General features: G+C 34.8%; 23 protein-coding genes. 12 read left to right on the top strand and 11 right to left on the bottom strand.

The window, feature by feature from the left end; genetic code table 11:
• Positions 1–111: 111 nt before the first annotated feature.
• Both RMO83_RS03140 and dusB read right to left on the bottom strand, forming a co-directional pair.
• Entirely contained in the window at positions 112–249 is a 138-nt protein-coding gene (locus RMO83_RS03140; protein ID WP_310558220.1) for a hypothetical protein, read from the bottom strand.
• Positions 250–318: 69 nt separating this feature from the next.
• Positions 319–1,311: a tRNA dihydrouridine synthase DusB gene (gene dusB / locus RMO83_RS03145; RefSeq protein ID WP_310558221.1), complete on the bottom strand. Its 993-nt coding sequence runs from the start codon at positions 1,309–1,311 to the stop codon at positions 319–321.
• A gap of 105 nt (positions 1,312–1,416) precedes the next feature.
• Here dusB and RMO83_RS03150 point away from each other — a divergent pair, with 105 nt between their 5' ends.
• The 5 genes from RMO83_RS03150 (at position 1,417) to RMO83_RS03170 (ending at position 4,695) form a co-directional block, all read left to right on the top strand.
• Positions 1,417–2,622 (top strand): helix-turn-helix domain-containing protein, encoded by a 1,206-nt coding sequence (locus RMO83_RS03150; RefSeq protein WP_310558222.1) that lies wholly within the window; start codon positions 1,417–1,419, stop codon positions 2,620–2,622.
• A 120-nt stretch (positions 2,623–2,742) separates the two neighbouring features.
• Positions 2,743–3,099, top strand: coding sequence for a hypothetical protein (locus tag RMO83_RS03155; protein ID WP_310558223.1), 357 nt, complete (start codon positions 2,743–2,745; stop codon positions 3,097–3,099).
• A 57-nt stretch (positions 3,100–3,156) separates the two neighbouring features.
• Positions 3,157–3,825: a GIN domain-containing protein gene (locus RMO83_RS03160; protein WP_310558224.1), complete on the top strand. Its 669-nt coding sequence runs from the start codon at positions 3,157–3,159 to the stop codon at positions 3,823–3,825.
• 22 nt (positions 3,826–3,847) lie between these two features.
• A complete protein-coding gene (locus RMO83_RS03165; RefSeq protein ID WP_310558225.1) occupies positions 3,848–4,327 on the top strand; it encodes a DoxX family protein in 480 nt (159 codons plus the stop codon).
• A 5-nt stretch (positions 4,328–4,332) separates the two neighbouring features.
• Positions 4,333–4,695 carry a hypothetical protein gene (locus RMO83_RS03170; protein WP_310558226.1) on the top strand — a complete coding sequence of 121 codons (363 nt, stop codon included), beginning with the start codon at positions 4,333–4,335 and terminating at the stop codon, positions 4,693–4,695.
• A 106-nt stretch (positions 4,696–4,801) separates the two neighbouring features.
• Here the strand turns inward: RMO83_RS03170 and RMO83_RS03175 are convergent, their stop codons facing one another.
• Positions 4,802–5,179 (bottom strand): DUF4345 domain-containing protein, encoded by a 378-nt coding sequence (locus RMO83_RS03175; RefSeq protein ID WP_310558227.1) that lies wholly within the window; start codon positions 5,177–5,179, stop codon positions 4,802–4,804.
• A 369-nt stretch (positions 5,180–5,548) separates the two neighbouring features.
• Here RMO83_RS03175 and RMO83_RS03180 point away from each other — a divergent pair, with 369 nt between their 5' ends.
• From RMO83_RS03180 to RMO83_RS03205, 7 genes are all read left to right on the top strand, one after another.
• Entirely contained in the window at positions 5,549–6,742 is a 1,194-nt protein-coding gene (locus RMO83_RS03180) for an MFS transporter (RefSeq protein WP_310558228.1), read from the top strand.
• 423 nt (positions 6,743–7,165) lie between these two features.
• On the top strand, positions 7,166–8,962 hold the full coding sequence (lepA, locus tag RMO83_RS03185; RefSeq protein ID WP_310558229.1) for a translation elongation factor 4: 1,797 nt from the start codon (positions 7,166–7,168) through the stop codon (positions 8,960–8,962).
• Between the two features lie 120 nt (positions 8,963–9,082).
• Complete coding sequence (locus RMO83_RS03190; protein ID WP_310558230.1) at positions 9,083–9,250, top strand: hypothetical protein; 168 nt, start codon at positions 9,083–9,085, stop codon at positions 9,248–9,250.
• Positions 9,240–9,383, top strand: coding sequence for a hypothetical protein (locus tag RMO83_RS03195; RefSeq protein ID WP_310558231.1), 144 nt, complete (start codon positions 9,240–9,242; stop codon positions 9,381–9,383). The genes RMO83_RS03190 and RMO83_RS03195 overlap by 11 nt, the downstream gene beginning before the upstream one ends.
• A gap of 15 nt (positions 9,384–9,398) precedes the next feature.
• Complete coding sequence (locus tag RMO83_RS16975) at positions 9,399–9,605, top strand: PIN domain-containing protein (protein WP_409024996.1); 207 nt, start codon at positions 9,399–9,401, stop codon at positions 9,603–9,605.
• A 156-nt stretch (positions 9,606–9,761) separates the two neighbouring features.
• A complete protein-coding gene (locus RMO83_RS03200) occupies positions 9,762–9,983 on the top strand; it encodes an addiction module protein (protein ID WP_310558232.1) in 222 nt (73 codons plus the stop codon).
• Between the two features lie 157 nt (positions 9,984–10,140).
• Complete coding sequence (locus RMO83_RS03205) at positions 10,141–10,290, top strand: type II toxin-antitoxin system RelE/ParE family toxin (protein WP_310558233.1); 150 nt, start codon at positions 10,141–10,143, stop codon at positions 10,288–10,290.
• 163 nt (positions 10,291–10,453) lie between these two features.
• Here RMO83_RS03205 and RMO83_RS03210 read toward each other — a convergent pair whose 3' ends face one another.
• The 8 genes from RMO83_RS03210 to RMO83_RS03245 all read right to left on the bottom strand — a co-directional run.
• A complete protein-coding gene (locus RMO83_RS03210) occupies positions 10,454–10,819 on the bottom strand; it encodes a hypothetical protein (protein WP_310558234.1) in 366 nt (121 codons plus the stop codon).
• A gap of 457 nt (positions 10,820–11,276) precedes the next feature.
• Entirely contained in the window at positions 11,277–11,765 is a 489-nt protein-coding gene (locus RMO83_RS03215; RefSeq protein ID WP_310558235.1) for a hypothetical protein, read from the bottom strand.
• Positions 11,766–12,099: 334 nt separating this feature from the next.
• Positions 12,100–12,321 carry a hypothetical protein gene (locus RMO83_RS03220; protein WP_310558236.1) on the bottom strand — a complete coding sequence of 74 codons (222 nt, stop codon included), beginning with the start codon at positions 12,319–12,321 and terminating at the stop codon, positions 12,100–12,102.
• A 20-nt stretch (positions 12,322–12,341) separates the two neighbouring features.
• Positions 12,342–15,500: a leucine-rich repeat protein gene (locus RMO83_RS03225; protein WP_310558237.1), complete on the bottom strand. Its 3,159-nt coding sequence runs from the start codon at positions 15,498–15,500 to the stop codon at positions 12,342–12,344.
• 397 nt (positions 15,501–15,897) lie between these two features.
• Positions 15,898–16,161, bottom strand: a complete 264-nt coding sequence (locus RMO83_RS03230; RefSeq protein ID WP_310558238.1) for a hypothetical protein — start codon at positions 16,159–16,161, stop codon at positions 15,898–15,900.
• A 217-nt stretch (positions 16,162–16,378) separates the two neighbouring features.
• The gene (locus RMO83_RS03235) at positions 16,379–16,996 is read right to left on the bottom strand and encodes a cyclic nucleotide-binding domain-containing protein (RefSeq protein ID WP_310558239.1); all 618 of its coding nucleotides are present in this window, start codon (positions 16,994–16,996) and stop codon (positions 16,379–16,381) included.
• Between the two features lie 365 nt (positions 16,997–17,361).
• On the bottom strand, positions 17,362–17,586 hold the full coding sequence (locus tag RMO83_RS03240; protein ID WP_310558240.1) for a hypothetical protein: 225 nt from the start codon (positions 17,584–17,586) through the stop codon (positions 17,362–17,364).
• A 19-nt stretch (positions 17,587–17,605) separates the two neighbouring features.
• Positions 17,606–18,236, bottom strand: a 631-nt coding sequence (locus RMO83_RS03245) for a T9SS sorting signal type C domain-containing protein (protein WP_310558241.1), incomplete at its 5' end; no start/stop codon positions are given.

Genomic DNA, 18,236 nt, shown 5'->3' on the forward strand with positions numbered 1-18,236 from the left:
TTATTTTGCCTAACATATTGCCACTTTTTTATACCGAAATATACACTTTTTGGCGATTTAAAAGTACTGTTTTCAACTGAATTTAATCACAAGTTATTAACAATCAAATTGTTAATTCATTTTTAAGGAATGACTAAATAGTCCTGCTTGAATACTATTCAAACTCTTTTCAACAGAAACTTTTTCTACTTCTTGCGCTTTAACCATAATACCCATAAAAACGAAACCTAGAACGATAAATTTTTTCATTACTTTTTTTTGCAAAAGTATATTTTATACTATACAAGAGGCTAAAATAAAAGAAGAAATAACATTTTCTTAAACTAACTGATAATCTACATAAGCCTCTTCAATTTCATTCAAAACAGCAAATAATTCTACTGGATGGTCTAAAGTAACCAATTGTTGTTTGAACGGTTTAAAAGAATGAATTCCTTTAAAATAATTGGTGTAATGTGGTCTGGTTTCTACAATGCCGAGTCGTTGTCCTTTCCATTCCATTGCCCAAGTAAGGTGATTGCGAACGGCTTCGACTCTATCGGTAACAGTTGGTTTTCCTAGATGTTCGCCTGTGCTGAAGTAATGTTTGATTTCATCGAAAATCCAAGGATAGCCAATGGCGGCACGACCAATCATAATGCCGTCGATACCGTATTCGTTTTTATATTGCAATGCTTTTTCTGGAGAATCGATATCTCCGTTTCCGAAAATAGGCATTGTGATTCGAGGGTTATTTTTCACTCGGGCAATATGCGACCAATCGGAATGGCCTTTATACATTTGGGCACGAGTTCGGGCATGAATACTCAAAGCGGCAACACCAATATCTTGCAAACGCTCGGCAACCTCATCAATATTGATAGAATTATCGTCCCAACCCAAACGGGTTTTTACGGTAACTGGCAAATGCGTGCTATCGATAACGGCTTGGGTTAAGCGAATCATTAAATCGACATCTTTCAAAACGCCTGCGCCTGCGCCTTTGCAAACTACTTTCTTTACTGGACAACCAAAATTAATATCAATGATATCTGGATTTACGGTAGAAACAATTTTAGACGACAACGCCATTGCTTCTTCGTCACCACCAAAAATCTGGATTCCAACAGGCCTTTCGTAATCGAAAATATCTAATTTCATTCGGCTTTTGATAGCGTCACGAATTAATCCTTCGGAGGAAATAAATTCAGAATACATTAAATCGGCTCCGTGCATTTTGCACAATCTGCGAAATGGCGGATCGCTCACATCTTCCATTGGTGCGAGAAGTAGAGGGAAATCAGGAAGTTCTATGTTGCCAATTTTTATCAAGGGAAATTTTTTGGCAAAGATAGTTAAGAATAATTAGCAATGAAATTTAATCTTATGGCAACGAAATTGTAATCAATTAAAAGTTATTTTTACAAAAACTTCTAGATGCTTTTTCAGTTTGGATTTTACAGTTCGCTTCTGCTTATTTCCTTTTCACAAGGAATAATTTATAGTGTATTATTGTTAGTAAAAGCAATTAGAACCGAAAACAAATCCAACTATTGGCTCAGCCTTTTTATCTTTCTATGTAGTTTGTACATCGCACCTTGGATGCTCGGTTTCGCTGGTTGGTATGACAATCAACCGTATAGAGATATTTTATTTTATACTCCTTTTCAGCATTTGTTTCTTGTTGGTCCGATTATCTTTTTTTATACCCAAAGTTTATTAAATCCCTCTTTTCGATTTTCAAAAAAGGAAGCGATTCATTTAATTCCAGGATTCCTTTATTTATTATATATCATAGCAATTTGGGTATATGACAAATTCATTTTTGGGGACTATTATTTTTATAAAGACGGAATGGATAAAGATTTTGAAGATTGGTACCAAAAGCTGGGATTAATTTCAATGATTTTTTATTTTGTTTTGAGTATTCGATATTATAATGTGTACAAAAAACTAATTTTTCAAGTAGTAAGTTATGCTGATAGTATTTTATTCAAATGGATAAAAACCTATTTAATAGCTTTTTTGATAATGCTGCTGCTGCCGATACTTTTTGATTTAATAGGATTATTTTATCCAGAAATACAATCCTATCAAGGAAGTTGGTGGTTTTATCTATTCTTTTCGATTGTGATGTATTACATCGCAATTACAGGCTATTCGAATCCGGTAAACTCAACTATTCCTTTCAGGATGTCGTTTTTTGATAAAAATCCAATTCTTTTATTGGAGGAGAATCAGACAATTGAATCAGAGACTTTTATTGATATTGAACACGAAACTTTTGACAAAAACACATCTCCAGAAATTGACTATTGGAAATCTAAAATTGAAACTCTGATTCAAGAAGAAAAACTATTCGAAAATCCAGAATTGACACTTACAGACATCGCCAAAAAATTAAAAACAAATGCATCTGTAATTTCAAAAACAATCAATCAAGGTTTTCAAATGAACTTTAATGATTGCATCAATAATTACCGAATAGAATCAGTAAAAAACCGGTTTGCCAATGGCGAACATAAAAAATCAACTTTGCTCGGAATTGCCTTTGATAGCGGATTCAATTCAAAAGCCACTTTCAACCGTGCTTTCAAAAAAAATACGGGTAAAACTCCAAAAGAATTCATCGAAACGGTCTAGCCGCAGTATTTACTATAATTCGCAACTATTACTTAGTTAGTCTCAAATCATAATTTGAAGCGATTGACGATGATTTATGGCGCAATTTTGCCCTATTATTAATCATTAAAAATTCAAATTATGAAAACAACTATTGCATTATTCGCTATTTTATTACTTACCACTTCTTGTAGTGTTTTTGGCTCGCTAACTTCGATCACAACTATTAAACCAAACGAAAGTTTTGTTTTAGGAAACAACGAACACGGAACATTTAAAGTAAAACTTAAAAACTTATCCAATCACGATTTAAAAATCATTATGGCCCCAATTTCCGGAGGAACACATTCGCCGATTACTGTTCGTCCAAATGAAACTACTACTGTAAAAGCAGAAAGCAATACCGCTTTAATTATTGAAAATAATTCCAATGAAGCTGCTTCTGTCGATTTGTATGTTACTGGCGATACTGGATTATCAATGGGATATAATAAATAAAAGAGTATCAATCATCAATCAATTAAAAATCAATTATAACCACCAAATTTAAAAATTATGACAAAATTAATCATCGCAATCGTATTGACATTAACTTCAATATTTGCAAATGCACAACTAAAAGGTTCCGGAAAAACCATAATTAAAAATTATTACTACAAAAACTTTGACAAAGTTTCTTTTGAAAATCTAGACGGAAAAATTGAAGTCGAAATTGGAAAACCTTGGAGCATTTCAGTAACAATTGATGACAACCTTGAAAATCTTTTAACTTTTACCGAAAACCCTTTAGAAAAAGAATTGCAAGTTCAATTTAAAGGAAACAAAAACAATCAAATGTATGTTGAAAACACCAATTTCAAAATCAAAATTACAATGCCTGAAGCTAGTATGATTTCGAATACGGGAAATAGTGATTTAGTTGTAAAAAATATTTTTGGGCGTTACTTTAGATTAGAAAATACTGGAAATGGCGATAGTAAGATTAGCGGAACAATTGATTCTTTAAATATTAACAAAACTGGAAATGGCGATGTAAATGCCGAAAATCTAGTAGCCAAAAAAGCAACTTTAAAAAGCACCGGAAATGGAAATCTGATCATCAATGTTTCTGAAGAACTTTCGGCAAAATTGACAGGAAATGGAGATATCATCAATAAAGGAAAAGCCAAATTTGATTCCAATTCTAAAAAATCAGGTAACGGCGATTTAATAATTAATCAATAACCATCTCGAAAATAAAAACATTATGAAACTCATACATACACTCATAAAACCAATTGCATTACCACATTGGTCACAAGATTTATTTCTAACTATTCCTCGAATTGTCTGTGGCTATTTGCTCGCTTTTAATTTTGGAGCAGACAAATTTGGAATGCCTTGGTCACCAATCGATAAAAATTTAGGACTTTTTGAAGTCGCATTTTGGTTCCCAAACGATGTTGCTAGTTATGGAAGCATTTTTGCGATTGCCCCTGTATTTTTTGCTTGGATGGGTGCATTTGCTGAAGCCTTTGGAGGATTGTTGCTGTTGTGCGGATTCCAAACTCGCATTGCTTCTTTCCTAATTATGTGTACCATGTTAGTTGCCATTTTTATGCAACAAATCAATGAAGGATTATGGAATTGTTTAGCTGCAATGGGATTTCTTTGGGTTGCGATGTTCTACCTAATTTTAGGATCGGGAAGATTTGGAATTGATTATTTACTAACCAGAAAAATATAATAATTATGAAAACTAAACTATCAATAATAACAGTACTAATATCGCTGTTTTTGGCAAGTTGTGTGCAAAAAACATATAAGAAAACTGTTGTTTTTACATTAGATGTTTCGGAAATAAAGAACATCAAAAAAGTTGGAATCAGAGGAAATGACCAACCTCTTTCTTGGGATTATGACACCGAAATGAAAGCACTTAAAAAAGACAGTGTCTACGAAATTACAACAACTTTTGAAACGGGATATCAATTTACAGAAGTGAAATTTGTTGTAAATGACAACTTCGAATTCCAAAACGAAGACAACAGAAGAGTCGTTTTCTCAGAAAAAGACACCACTTATTTTACGGCAAAATTCAATAAACGAAACTAAAACGTATTCAATACGCGGTAATGAAATTATAGGAATTACTTTGAGTTGGTTTACTGTAAAAATGTATTGACGCTACACTTTGGTCACGCAATTTTTCTTTTTATTATTAAAGTATTTGGGAATTATATTTTTTAAATTGATACCACCCATAAAACCCTAAAATTAATTCACCAAAAGTTCCCAAAATAAAAACAGTTGATGTAATTCCCTCAATAAATAGAGAAACAATTCGTCCAAAAGCTAAACCCAACATAAATACTATATTCGAAATTGTTGCGGTTTTCCATAAAGTTGATTTGAAAATTCCAATAATCCAAAGTGTTGCAAACCCCAAATATAAGCCCATAATTGCCTTTAGAATATTGTGCTCGTCTACCGTATCAATATTTACATTAAATACCAAATTGGTCCAAAAACCGTAAACTATTGCAATAGGAATTACGATTATTACAGAAATAGATAAATGAAAGTTTTTTAATATCACATCTTTAATTTTAAATATTTGTATCCATTCCGCTTCGCATTAAAATCTATGGAACGGCACAAAAACTATTTTCTAATCATCTATTCTTATTGTAAATTTCTGATACTACGCCAAATTTGAAACAAATATAGCAATCTACTAAATGCAACGCAGAGGTAATCGTTATAAAGTTAGACTCTTTTTATCAGGCATCACTTTTTATGCAACAGAAAACTTTGATTTCGGAAGGTCATCTTTTGTTTCTCAATCACTATTCCGCTTAAACTTGTTCTACGCCTTTAAAATAAAATTACTTTATTCATAAAAAACCCCTAGAATAAAGGACACCATTGTAAAATTTAAAAGTAGCTTTGACCCAAATATATTTCGATGAATAAATCACATAAAATTATACTGTTCCTACTATCTACTCTCAATTTTACGCATATTTTAGATTTTATGATTATGATGCCTTTGGGCGTTTTTTTAATGCCGTTTTTTAAAATTTCACCTTTACAGTTTTCGTTACTTGTTTCAGCATATACGATAAGCGCAGGTATATCTGGCTTTTTAGCTGCCTTTTTTGTTGATAATTTCGACCGGAAGCGCATTTTGTTATCGGCATATATATTATTTCTAGTTGGTACAATTGCCTGTGGTATGGCGCCTACTTTTTACTTATTACTTTTTGCACGAATTTTTGCCGGCACATTTGGCGGATTAATTGGCGCACAAGTGACCTCTATTATTGCCGATACTTTTTCTTATGAAATTCGTGGTCGAGCAATGGGTGTAATTATGAGTGGTTTTGCAGTGGCTTCTACTTTAGGTGTGCCATTTGCACTGTTTCTTGCCAATCGATTCAGCTGGCACGCACCATTTTTATTTGTTGGAACTCTTGGTTTTATTTTAGTACCATTTATCGCTAAGTTTCTGCCAAAAATGAACTCGCACATTGGCACAGAAAAAAAATCATTTTTACAAAAAACGGCTATTTTATCCACTGTTTTTAAAAACAAAACCCAACGAAATGCTTTGTTTTTTTCTTTTTTAATGATGGGCGGACACTTTTTAATGATACCCTTTATCAATCCTTTTATGATCAATAATGTTGGTTACGATACGGACTTTACTCCATTGATTTATCTTTTTGGAGGTGTCGCATCCTTTATTAGTGCCAATCTTTTAGGAAAAATAGCCGATAAAAAGGGTAAACTAAAAGTATACACCTGGTGCTTATTAGCTGCAATTCCTTTGATTCTCACCATCACCAATCTACCTGCTGGAACAAAGTCTTACGTGACATTAGCTATTTTCGGTGTGTGGTTTGCAGCGTCTACTGGTCGCGGAGTAACGGGAACAGCAATGGTAAGTAATGTTGTAGATAGCAGTACGAGAGGTAGTTTTCAAAGTTTTAACAGCAGTATGCAACAACTTGGCACTGGATTAGCAGCTTTTGTCGCGGGATTAATTGTCACAAAAAATTCGCAAACTAATGCACTGATTGGATACGACCTAGTGGGCTATTTAAGTATGTTTACTTTATTGTGCAGTTTGTTTCTAGCACGAAAAATTTTTAAATAAATAAAATCATTTAGTTTTTTTACTTCACTGTAAAATTAGAATTCTTAATTCATTACGTTCCGTAAAACGTTCCTTTTAAGTTCACTTCATCCTACCATTACATTTTTATAAAACGTTAATAATAAATTAGACCCTCTCAGATCGTGCTTCGTAGATCTATCTACTACCAGCGATTTATCAAAATCCAACGATAATTAAATAGAATATATAATTCAGTTTGAACAATAGTTAAGAACAAGCGGCAATTGAAAGTTTTGGTTTATATTTGCAGCTAGATTATCCATTATTGGTACTTCCTTTAGGCGATTACTTCTATATTTTTAATTTTACAAAGGTCAAATGAATTATATTGTAACATTTATTTTTTCCTCAACAAGTTGAAATTGGATAAAATAATAAAACTAGTATTGACATAAACAGAGAATGAAAAACATACGGAATTTTTGCATTATTGCACACATTGATCACGGAAAAAGCACCCTTGCAGACCGATTATTAGGAGCAACTCATACAGTAACTGCACGTGAAGAAAAAGCGCAATTGCTAGACAATATGGACCTAGAACGCGAACGTGGAATTACCATTAAGAGTCACGCCATACAAATGGAATACACCTATAAAGGGGAAGAATATATCCTGAATTTGATAGATACTCCCGGGCACGTAGATTTCTCCTACGAGGTTTCCCGTTCGATTGCCGCTTGTGAAGGCGCACTTTTGATTGTAGATGCGGCCCAAAGTATTCAAGCACAAACGATTTCTAATTTGTATTTGGCTTTAGAAAACGACTTGGAAATTATTCCGGTTTTAAATAAAGTAGATTTACCGTCTGCCAATCCTGAAGAAGTGAGCGATGATATTATTGATTTACTAGGCTGTAAACTCGAAGATATTATTCACGCGTCGGGGAAAACTGGTTTTGGGGTCGAAAATATTTTGGCAGCAATTATTGAGAAAATACCTCCTCCAAAAGGAAATGTTGACGAACCACTACAAGCTTTGATTTTTGACTCGCACTACAATCCGTTTCGGGGCATTGAAGTTATTTTCCGAGTGAAAAACGGTCAAATCAAAAAAGGTCAGAAAATAAAATTTATGGCCACTGGAAATGAATATTTTGCGGACGAAATTGGTACTTTAAAACTGAACCAAGTTCCAAAACAAGTTATTTCTGCTGGTGATGTAGGCTACTTGATTTCAGGGATTAAAGAAGCGAAAGAAGTAAAAGTGGGCGACACGCTAACCGATGCAAAAACGCCAACTACCAATATGATTACAGGTTTCGAAGATGTGAAACCTATGGTTTTTGCTGGAATTTATCCTGTTGATACCGAAGATTATGAAGAGTTGCGAAACTCAATGGAAAAATTGCAGCTAAACGATGCCTCGTTAGTGTTTTTACCTGAAAGCTCGGCAGCTTTAGGTTTTGGTTTCCGATGTGGATTCTTAGGAATGTTGCATATGGAAATCATACAAGAACGATTGGAACGGGAATTCGATATGACCGTAATTACTACAGTTCCCAACGTTTCGTATTTGGCTTACACCAAAAAAGATCCTGAAACTCCATTTGTAGTTAACAATCCTTCCGATTTGCCAGAACCCTCGCGTTTAGATAGAGTGGAAGAACCTTACATCAAAGCAACCATTATTACTAAATCGGATTTTGTGGGTAATGTAATGTCTTTGTGTATCGAAAAAAGAGGGGTAATAACCAATCAAACTTACCTTACGACTGAACGTGTAGAATTGAATTTTGATATGCCCTTGGCGGAAATCGTTTTTGATTTTTACGACCGTTTGAAAACCGTTTCCAAAGGATATGCTTCGTTTGACTATTCGCCCATTGGAATGCGAACTTCTAAATTAGTAAAGCTAGATGTTTTATTGAATGCCCAATCTGTCGATGCGCTTTCAGCCTTGATTCACGAAAGTAATGCCTACAACATTGGTAAAAAAATGTGTGAGAAACTGCGTGAGTTGATTCCGAGACAGCAATTTGACATTCCAATTCAGGCTGCCATTGGAGCCAAAATCATTGCTCGTGAAACCATAAAAGCCTTGCGTAAAGACGTTACTGCCAAATGTTATGGAGGTGATATTTCTCGTAAACGTAAACTATTGGAAAAACAGAAAAAAGGTAAAAAACGGATGCGATTGGTAGGAAATGTAGAGATTCCGCAAGAAGCCTTTATGGCGGTTTTGAAGTTGAATGATTAGTTCCTTTTAGATTTTTAGATAAAAGACGGATAGATAATAGAGAAAACCTGATGATGAGAATTGGCAGGTTTTTTTTGTTTGTGGTAATTAAATTTTAGTAACTTTATCAAAATTTTAGTTATGGTTTTGATTATCAAAAAGAAAAATACCAAAAAAGAAATAGATATTCTTTTAGAAAAAAAAGAGAAAACTTCTTCTAAAGGAAACCTGTCTAAGCATTTTGGACAACTAAAACGAAATATTGACGGGTTAGAATATCAATTGGAAATAAGAAAAAATGAAGATTGATTTTTTAGCCGACACTAATTTCTTGATTTATTTACACGAAGGAAAATCATTTGTCGAGCCTTTTTTGAACTATAATTTTGGCATTTCTTTTGTTTCAGAAATAGAACTTCTTGGTCATAAAAATATTTCTTAAGAAAACGAAAAATCATTGCGAGAATTATTAAATGACAGTATTGTTTTCAATTTTAGTGACGATATAAAACTTCAAACAATAAAATTAAAACAAAAATATACTATAAAATTGCCTGACGCAATAATTGCCTCAACTTCTATACTATTCCAAATTCCATTAATTACCTCCGACAAGGGGTTTAAAAACATTGCAGAACTAGATTTGATTTTGCTTGAAAATTAGAGATTCAGCAAGAAGCATTTATGGCAGTTTTGAAATTGAATGATTAGTTCCTTTTAGATTTTTAGAGAAAAGAAAATAGAATATAGAGAAAACCTGCTGATTAAAATTATCAGGTTTTTTTGTTTGCTGCAAGTTGTTTTCACTAACTTTGTTTTTATGGAAACTATAAAATTAAATATCGATTTAAATGTCAATCAATTGATTGAAGCAGTCAAAAAACTTTCTCCTAAAGATAGATTGAAAGTGAATGATGCAATTTGGAATGAAGATATGCAAATTCCCGTTGAGCACCAGCGAATTGTTTTAGACAGAATGGCAAAATCAAAAGCAAATCCCGAAAGGCTTTTAGATTGGGATGAAGTTGCTAAAACACTTTAAACTTGCGCTTTCATTTAAAAATAGACACTGATGCTTTGAATGACATTCAAGAAACTTTTGAATGATATGAATTGCGATTGAAAGGCTTGGGTTTGCGTTATAAATCCCAAGTCAAAAAGCAAATCAATTCTTTAAAAAAGACCCCTATCTTTTTAGTATGAAATATAACGAAATTCGATGTAGAAAAATTGAAAAATTCCCTTTCTTGATTCATTATCAAATAAATGAAAACCTGAATATTGTTACTGTTTTTGCCGTTTTTCATACTTCAAGAAATCCAGAAATTTGGAATAAAAGATATAAATAATTAATGAAGACCATCAGGTTTTTGATTGAGGTCAATTAACTTTTGTGCTTTTTTAAAAGAGGTTTAATCGCGTTCAAAATAACCAAAAAAACCCTGCTCCACATCTGGAACAGGGTTTTTAGGTTTTGCAAACCTAACAGCTGGGGTTGAGTTCGCTTCCTGATTACTCAATCCTATGAATTTTTTTGAGTAGATCGAGTTCAATTTTCATGCGTTCCATCTCCAGCTCTTTTGCGGCAAGTTGTAGTTTGAGTGCCGCTTCCTTTTTAGTTTCAAATGCTACTGGATGCCGTTGTGCTACATCGGCCAATAAATTATATTCTATGGCTATGCCCAACCGCCATAGTATGGCTACCTGCACCGAGTGTTGCTTTATATACTGCCCTATTGCCGAAGGCAGCACGTTCAACTTCTTGGCAATGTTTGTTTTTTTAAGGTGCTTTTGTTGAATGTGCCAGTTAATCAGGTTGCCAATGTGCAGACAATCGGTATCCGTTTTTTGCAGGTATTTTTTATTGTTTTCGCTCATAGTATTTTAGGTTTCATCAAAAGTAGTATAATTTATTCAATACAGGGGTAATTTACATAGGTATTTTTATAATAAGCATAGCATTAATATACATATTATATAGTATTGCTACGTAAATTATATAGCAATTCTATATATAAAACAAATATATGTATGTTTATTACATAGTACTATTAGTATTATATATACCTATTTATCTTTTATACCTAGCATAACTATAATTAATACATAAACAACTATATATTATACATAGCAAACGTACTATTTAAGTATATAAAAGTAGTGTTTCTGTCTAGAAATACAAGATTTTTAGGCAAATAAGAGTATTAAGATAGCATTCCAATCAGTGTTGAAGCGATTTTTTTAGGTCAAATTGCTCTTGATACCCGTTTATAATCATAAAAAAAACGCTTTCACAAAAAAGGAAAGCGTTTTAGGTAGAAAGTTGTTGTTGTATTTACTGAGGATCAGTTGCATCGGGTCTTGCATTGCCTTGATTGGCAAACCTCGCTTTTAGTTGCGTTACAATAGCATCGGCACCTGGTACTCCAGCATCGGCGGCAGAACCAAATAATTTGTACAAGGTCAAGGCAGAAACATAAGACTCGCCACCGGCTAATTGTCTGGTGTCTTCCAGCTTTTCGCGCAGTTGATTTACTATGCCTACAATTTCATCTAATTGTGTAAACAAGGTTAAATCATTATCCATATTCGCTACCGATACATACGAGGGGATCAATGTAGGGTTATTGACCCCCGCATTGATAGCGTCTTCAGTAAACGTCTTGTTGTTGACATTGATAGCGGGCAAACTCGACCGCTCGTCAGTTGTAAGCCCTATCAAAAAAGGCAAGTTGGTGTTGATGGTTTGCAATGCTGCTTTTACAGCAGTAATTTGCGCTGCGGTCGCCGTAATGTTTAGGCGGTTGTTTGTTAAATTTGACATATTTAAAAATTTAAAAGTTAGACCCAAAAATATAAAATGAAAATTATCTTAACATCCCTACAAATGGGGATTTTTCAATTATTTTTAAAAAGATTATTTGAAGCAAAATGACTGCTTTTTTTGATAGATAAGCTTGTTTCAATGGCTCTCAAGCACCCCAGTTAGGGCTTTGAACCCTAACTGGGTTTGTGGTATTGAGATAATTTTATCTTAAATCCTACAGGATTTGGAATGACACCCGTTGCAGAAATTCTGCCAACAAATAAATTTTGGTCTAGAAATAAATAACCCTGCTCTTTTCAGAACAGGGTTATTGATATAAGCGTTCAGTTTTTTAACCTTGAACTTTCGAGTTTTGCGCAGCCTTTAATTTCCAAAAAGCATATACTACAACTATGACCGCCAATACCCAAATATAATCTCCAATTGGGGCTGGAGTGTCGCCACCTTGCAAATCGCCTGTGTCCGAATTATCACCAGGCGTTCCTGCAAAAATGAGTAAGTTTGAGAACAAACAAACTACTGTTAGACCAATTTTCACTATTGTATTTTTCATTTTTCTGTTCTTTTTGTGTTTTAATTTAATACTTTTTTGCTTACCATACTATTGTCGGTAGCGATTACTTTTACAATCAATACTTGGCTTAGCGCTTTCAAATTATTGATGGTGGCTGTTGTTGCGTTAACATTTTTTTGTTGTACTATCAAACGTCCTTGAACATCATACACTTGTACGCTCTTGATGTCTTTACTGTTTGATTTCACATAAATTGCTCCGTTGTTTCTGAATATGCTTACCGAGTTTTCGTTAAAAACTGGTGCCTCTACTTTCAAGGTTTTTTGGTATTTCAACGAGAATCTATCTTTGGCTTCGCCAACTGCTGCCGCAAAAGTATAAGAACCTGCTTTCAAATCAGTTTCTTTACCGGTTAGGTTATCTATTAAATATACTTCTTGCCCTTTGGCAAACAAACCATCAACCGCATCTATGGCAATGGTGTAATCGCCTGCAACATCAGTTTTGAAGCTTAAGGCAACCACATCGCTCGGGTCAAAAGCAGGACGTCCTTGAATGGTGTATTCTGCTGCATCGATGGTAGAAGTCAAGGCAATTTTACTATCGTTAAAATATTTCCCATCAATACCCGCATCAAGTCCTAAAGTAGCTCCTTCGAAATAGGCAATCATCGCCTGACTAAAGGCACCTTTTGCATTGGTTAGATTCAACCAAATACGCGATTTGTCGGCCGCTTTTTTAATTTTAAAAATTTGATTGTCGTTATTAGTCGTTCGCATAGTATTGGTAAATGTCAATGCCGTAGATGCTAGACCTGTTTTCACAATAAATCCTTGTCCTACTTGAATGGTTCCGTTTGGATTACCAATTCCGCCTGTTCCTGCTGCGGTTCCAGTACCACCTGCAAGAGTATAAGTAGCATAAGCTGTTCCTGGTGTAGCATTGGTTTTTCTCCAGAAATACAAAGTACCATCGGTGGCGTTGCCATTAAGGAAAGCATCTGCACTAATCGTAGATGGATATGGATTTCCAACTGCGTAAAATTTATCAGCAACAAGACCGGTTAAATCAATCGTTCCATTATTAGGTTTACCTGTAAACGCCCCTGTATAAATCAAGGTTTCAGTGCCCAAATAATAAGGGGTTGTCAATCCTAAACTTCCTGGTTTTTGGTCGGGCATACGGATTAAGTAGCCTGTACCCAATGCAAAAGGATTTGATGCAGTAGCGGCAGTATACTTATCAATTGTTGCATTGTATGTATAGAAACGAGTGGGATTTAATGCTGTTAAAGGCGAAAAGTCTAACAAGGTTTGAGTTCCTGTAACTGGCGAAGACCACAAGGTATAATCGAGGCGTTTCAAAGTATTACTATCGCGTTTGATGGTGATGTTACCCGAGTTGCCATTTGTAGTTCCGGATTGAATCAAATTAGCGTTGTTTTCAAAAGTCAAACTAGCAGTGTTAGCCACAGTAACTTTCCCTGAAACGGTACAATTAAATCCTGAAGGAATAGTCACTATTGCAGTACCGTTTACTTCTAAACTCAAAGAGGTTATATTAACTGCTGTTGAATAATTGCCTGCGATAACGGCATTTAAGATAGCTGTTGGCGTGCCATAATCCCACGAGGTGCTATAGGTTGTAGTGTTGGAAGTAATTGGTGAAAAATACTCCCAAACAGGAGCCGTTTCATAGAATGCTATACTTGCAGGGGGCACTAGTAAAAGACAAGCACCTTGGTTTACTCCGTCAAAAACGCTTGAAGGTATACTTATCGGTGTAGTTGCATTGCAAGTAACCGATGTTAAATTACAATAAGCAAAAGCATAATCAGCAATGCTCGTTACCGAACTGCCGATAGTAACCGATGTTAAACTATCACAACCTAAAAAAGCAGCAAAAGCAATATTCGTTACCGAACTGCCGATAGTAACCGATGTTAAACTGTGACAATTATAAAAAGCATATTCACCAATGCTAGTTGCCGAGTTAAGAATAGTAACCGATGTTATACCAGTATTATTAGCAAAAGCGGAATCATTAATACGAGTTACTGAATAAGTACCACACGCAGTTGTTACAGTAGCTGGAATAATTAGATGACCGTTTGCACCGGAATTATCGCCCACTGCAACAGTAGTTCGAGAGATTACAGTATAATTAATACCATTATAAGTAAATCTGTTGCCATCAATAGTTAAATCCAACTTTTCTGTAATACAATTAGCGTTAGTAAACATATAGACACCAGATTCGGTATAGGTTTTACCATTTAATGCCCAAGTATACCTGCGGCAAGCCGATACTACGGTGGTACTATTTTGAATTGAATTTGCACAACGTACAGGAGAAAAATTCTGCCAAACATCCGCTACTTGATATGCCAACACACTTGCATCAGGCACTGTTAAACTACAATTAACTAGGTTCACACCATCAAAAACGCTTGAATTAATAGGTATTGGTGTAATTGCATCACATATAACCGAAGTTAAACCATAACAATCTGCGAAAGCATAATCACCAATGCTAGTTACAGAGGCTGGAATCGTAACCGATGTTACATAATTACAACCTTGAAAAGCATTATCGCCAATGTTCAATACTGAGTTGGGAATGGTAACCGATGTTAAACTAAAACAATTTTGAAAAGCACCTCCACCAATGCTCGTTACAGAGGATGGAATGGTAACCGATGTTAAACTAGAACAATTTTGAAAAGCATTATCACCAATGCTCGTTACCGAGTTGGGAATGGTAACCGATGTTAAACCATAACAATCTGAGAAAGCATAATCACCAATGCTGATGACCGAGTTTGGAATAGTAAACGATGTTAAACTACTACATTGGTTAAAAGCGCCCTGACCAATACTGGTTACGGAGCTTGGAATAATAACTAATGTTAAACCTGAACAAACTTGAAAAGCATAATCACCAATGCTAGTTACCGAGCTTGGTATAGCAATGGATGTTAAACCAGCACAACTGTTAAAAGCATTAGTACTAATGCTAGTTACCTCATAAACACTACTGTTGTAAGTAACTTGTGACGGTAACGTAACATTTCCAGACACCAATCCTTGTTGATAGTCAACTTCTACAGTAGTTGGCGAAGTAACAATGTAATTGATGCTGCCGTCAGAGAAACCTTGCGCACCCGCTTGCTGCCATCCTACTAGGGCAAACAGCATTAAAAAAATAATTTTTTTCATTAGATATTTGTTTTTCTGCTTTAGGCATAGCAGTTTTGCCCCGTTTATTAGAGTGGTAGCTGTACTCCACTTTTTTTATTCAACCCTGTAAGGGTATACAACCCTAACAGGGTTGGTTTGGTATAAAATGAAAGAACCTACTATCACCCAAAAACAATTTCTATAATATCGCTTGGTTGCCCTATTTCAGCATTGCCTATCACAACACCATAAGCTGGGCTTTGCGGGTGTTCGGGTAGCCAACGGATTCTAAAACAATATGATCATCATTAGGACTATTATTTCTCGAGTCAAAATTTCCAAACTACGATGCCTTTTTGACGGTTGTATATGTTGATTCCATTTGCCCCGTTTTTGGTAAACCTGATGCAAAAGCATCCGGCAAAGTTGCTGGCAATCATACTGGCTTTGTAGTTTTCGACATCAAAATCAGTGGTGGCGCCAATGTTTTTTTGTATTGTTTTATTAAAATAGCACCCTCTACACGGCTGTTTAGGTAGAACCAAGTTTCAAAAGTACTTGTACTAAGGGTATTCAATACAGCTCGTGGCAAGGCTACATAATCGTAAGTGCCATCAAGTGCAAGCGTATTGCCAGGCGTTTGAGAATGCGAAATAGAACAGCATAAAATTGTTAGCAATAAGATGTAGAATTGTTTCATAACTAATGAGTTTGAATTGGAAAAAGCATAACTATTTGCCAGTTCAAAAGTAAGGTATAAAGAAAAACAAAAGCCAAACAAATGTTAAGGCTGATTTTTATCGATTTATAAAAATAACAAACAATAAAACATAACTATTTGATTTTAATAATTTTAAAACATTTTTTTCAAAACATCAAAAATCAAAACACTATCATTATTTGACATTTGTCAAACTTTATTTTTCGGTATTGCCGCGAATTTTTCCACGAACACGACTTAGGGTTTCGAGATTCATACCCAGAAAGGAGGCAATATACTTTAGCGGAATTCTATTGGAAAGATGTTGGTAGGTTTTTAAGAAGTATTCGTACTTTAATTCCGCATTACTTAATCGGGCAGTTAAAGCTCTAATTTCGGCATCGGCATAATATTTTTCGTAAATGCGTCTTGCCAAAATATTGGTTTCGAGTTCCTGAGCATATAAACGATGCATATCTATATGTTTCATTCCTAATAGTTCAGAATCTTCTATGGCTTCCATATTTTCTATACTCGGAATTTGCAATATAAAACTATGTATGGACGCTACCAATTCGTTTTCGACAGTAATCCAAGTGGTAATATCTTTTTTGTCCTCTTGAACACAGCCTCGAATCGCTCCTTTGTTTACAAAATAAATCATATCGCAAATCTCACCTGACCGATGCAATTTCTTGCCCTTTCGAACTGTCATAGGATACGTATTTTCTATGATAAAAGTCTGGGCAGCTGCGCTAATAGGGTACACGCTATTAAAAACATACAAAAGTGTAGCGGCTTCTTGAGGTGTGCTATGTGGTTTGTTGTTATTCAATTTTATAGAAGTATTAGCCTGTTTGTTAAAGCTTTATTACTCTCAGAAGAGTTTTATTGCGATTCAAAAGTACGATTTATTAGTGGTAAAAAAAAGGCGTTCACCATTAGCGTACGCCTTTCTTCGTATAAATCTCTAGATTGGTTTTAAACCGTTCACCTTTTAGATAAAACTGTAAACTGCCAATAGAATTCCTGCCAAAACCAAAAATAGTATCAACTAATTTATGAACAAATATTATTTGATTGGTAGCGGCAAACCCTTTGACTATGATGGTAATTTGACCGATGTTTTATTGTTTGATAACCAAAAAACCCTGCTCCACATCTGGAACAAGGTTTTTGCTATCAGAAAACTTTGTTTTCTTAGTCTTGAATTCTAGAATTTTGTGCAGCCTTTAATTTCCAAAAAGCATATACTACAACTATTAGTGCTAATACCCAAATATAATCGCCAATTGGGGCACCTGGAAAAGCATCACCACCTTCCAAATCACCGGTGTCAGACTCATCGCCAGGATCTGCAAATAGGAGTAGGTTTGAGAATAAACAAACTATTGTTAGACCTATTTTTACTATCGTATTTTTCATTTTTTTTTGCTTTAAATTGTTAGTTCAATACTTTTTTACTTACCACACTATTATCAGGAGCACTTACTTTTACAATCAATACTTGGCTTAACAATTTCAAGTTGTTGATGTAGGCTGTCGTAGCGTTGACGTTCTTTTGCTGTGCTATCAATCGGCCTTGTACATCATAGACTTCAACGTTTTTGATGTCTTTACTGGTTGATTTCACATAGAGAACACCATTGTTTTTGAATATACTAACTGAGTTTTCGTTAAATACTGGTGCATCTACTTTCAATGTTTTTTGGTACTTCAACGAGAATCTATCTTTAGCTTCGCCTACTGCTGCTGCAAAAGTATAGGCTCCTGCTTTCAAATCAGTTTCTTTTCCGGTTAGACTATCTATTAAATATACTTCTTGCCCTTTGGCAAACAAACCATCAACCGCATCTATGGCAATGGTGTAATCACCTGCGACATCAGTTTTGAAACTTAGAGCAACCAAATCGCTAGGGTCAAAAGCAGGACGTCCTTGAATGGTGTATTCTGCTGCATCGATGGTAGAAGTCAACGCAATTTTACTATCGTTAAAATATTTCCCATCAATACCCGCATCAAGTCCTAAAGTAGCTCCTTCGAAATAGGCAATCATCGCCTGACTAAAGGCACCT

This window comes from Flavobacterium sp. (genome assembly GCF_031423415.1).
Lineage (GTDB): Bacteria > Bacteroidota > Bacteroidia > Flavobacteriales > Flavobacteriaceae > Flavobacterium.

Bases quoted from the DNA above. Each gene is read 5' to 3' on its own strand.
- RMO83_RS03230 (WP_310558238.1), bottom strand. From the start codon at position 16,161: ATGAAACAATTCTACATCTTATTGCTAACAATTTTATGCTGTTCTATT.
- RMO83_RS03210 (WP_310558234.1), bottom strand. From the start codon at position 10,819: ATGAGCGAAAACAATAAAAAATACCTGCAAAAAACGGATACCGATTGT.
- lepA (WP_310558229.1), top strand. From the start codon at position 7,166: ATGAAAAACATACGGAATTTTTGCATTATTGCACACATTGATCACGGA.
- RMO83_RS03140 (WP_310558220.1), bottom strand. From the start codon at position 249: ATGAAAAAATTTATCGTTCTAGGTTTCGTTTTTATGGGTATTATGGTT.
- RMO83_RS03205 (WP_310558233.1), top strand. From the start codon at position 10,141: ATGAAATATAACGAAATTCGATGTAGAAAAATTGAAAAATTCCCTTTC.
- RMO83_RS03240 (WP_310558240.1), bottom strand. From the start codon at position 17,586: ATGAAAAATACGATAGTAAAAATAGGTCTAACAATAGTTTGTTTATTC.
- RMO83_RS03180 (WP_310558228.1), top strand. From the start codon at position 5,549: ATGAATAAATCACATAAAATTATACTGTTCCTACTATCTACTCTCAAT.
- RMO83_RS03225 (WP_310558237.1), bottom strand. From the start codon at position 15,500: ATGAAAAAAATTATTTTTTTAATGCTGTTTGCCCTAGTAGGATGGCAG.
- RMO83_RS03190 (WP_310558230.1), top strand. From the start codon at position 9,083: ATGGTTTTGATTATCAAAAAGAAAAATACCAAAAAAGAAATAGATATT.
- RMO83_RS03220 (WP_310558236.1), bottom strand. From the start codon at position 12,321: ATGAAAAATACAATAGTGAAAATTGGTCTAACAGTAGTTTGTTTGTTC.
- RMO83_RS03155 (WP_310558223.1), top strand. From the start codon at position 2,743: ATGAAAACAACTATTGCATTATTCGCTATTTTATTACTTACCACTTCT.
- RMO83_RS03195 (WP_310558231.1), top strand. From the start codon at position 9,240: ATGAAGATTGATTTTTTAGCCGACACTAATTTCTTGATTTATTTACAC.
- RMO83_RS03200 (WP_310558232.1), top strand. From the start codon at position 9,762: ATGGAAACTATAAAATTAAATATCGATTTAAATGTCAATCAATTGATT.
- RMO83_RS03160 (WP_310558224.1), top strand. From the start codon at position 3,157: ATGACAAAATTAATCATCGCAATCGTATTGACATTAACTTCAATATTT.
- RMO83_RS03150 (WP_310558222.1), top strand. From the start codon at position 1,417: ATGCTTTTTCAGTTTGGATTTTACAGTTCGCTTCTGCTTATTTCCTTT.
- RMO83_RS03165 (WP_310558225.1), top strand. From the start codon at position 3,848: ATGAAACTCATACATACACTCATAAAACCAATTGCATTACCACATTGG.
- RMO83_RS03170 (WP_310558226.1), top strand. From the start codon at position 4,333: ATGAAAACTAAACTATCAATAATAACAGTACTAATATCGCTGTTTTTG.
- RMO83_RS03215 (WP_310558235.1), bottom strand. From the start codon at position 11,765: ATGTCAAATTTAACAAACAACCGCCTAAACATTACGGCGACCGCAGCG.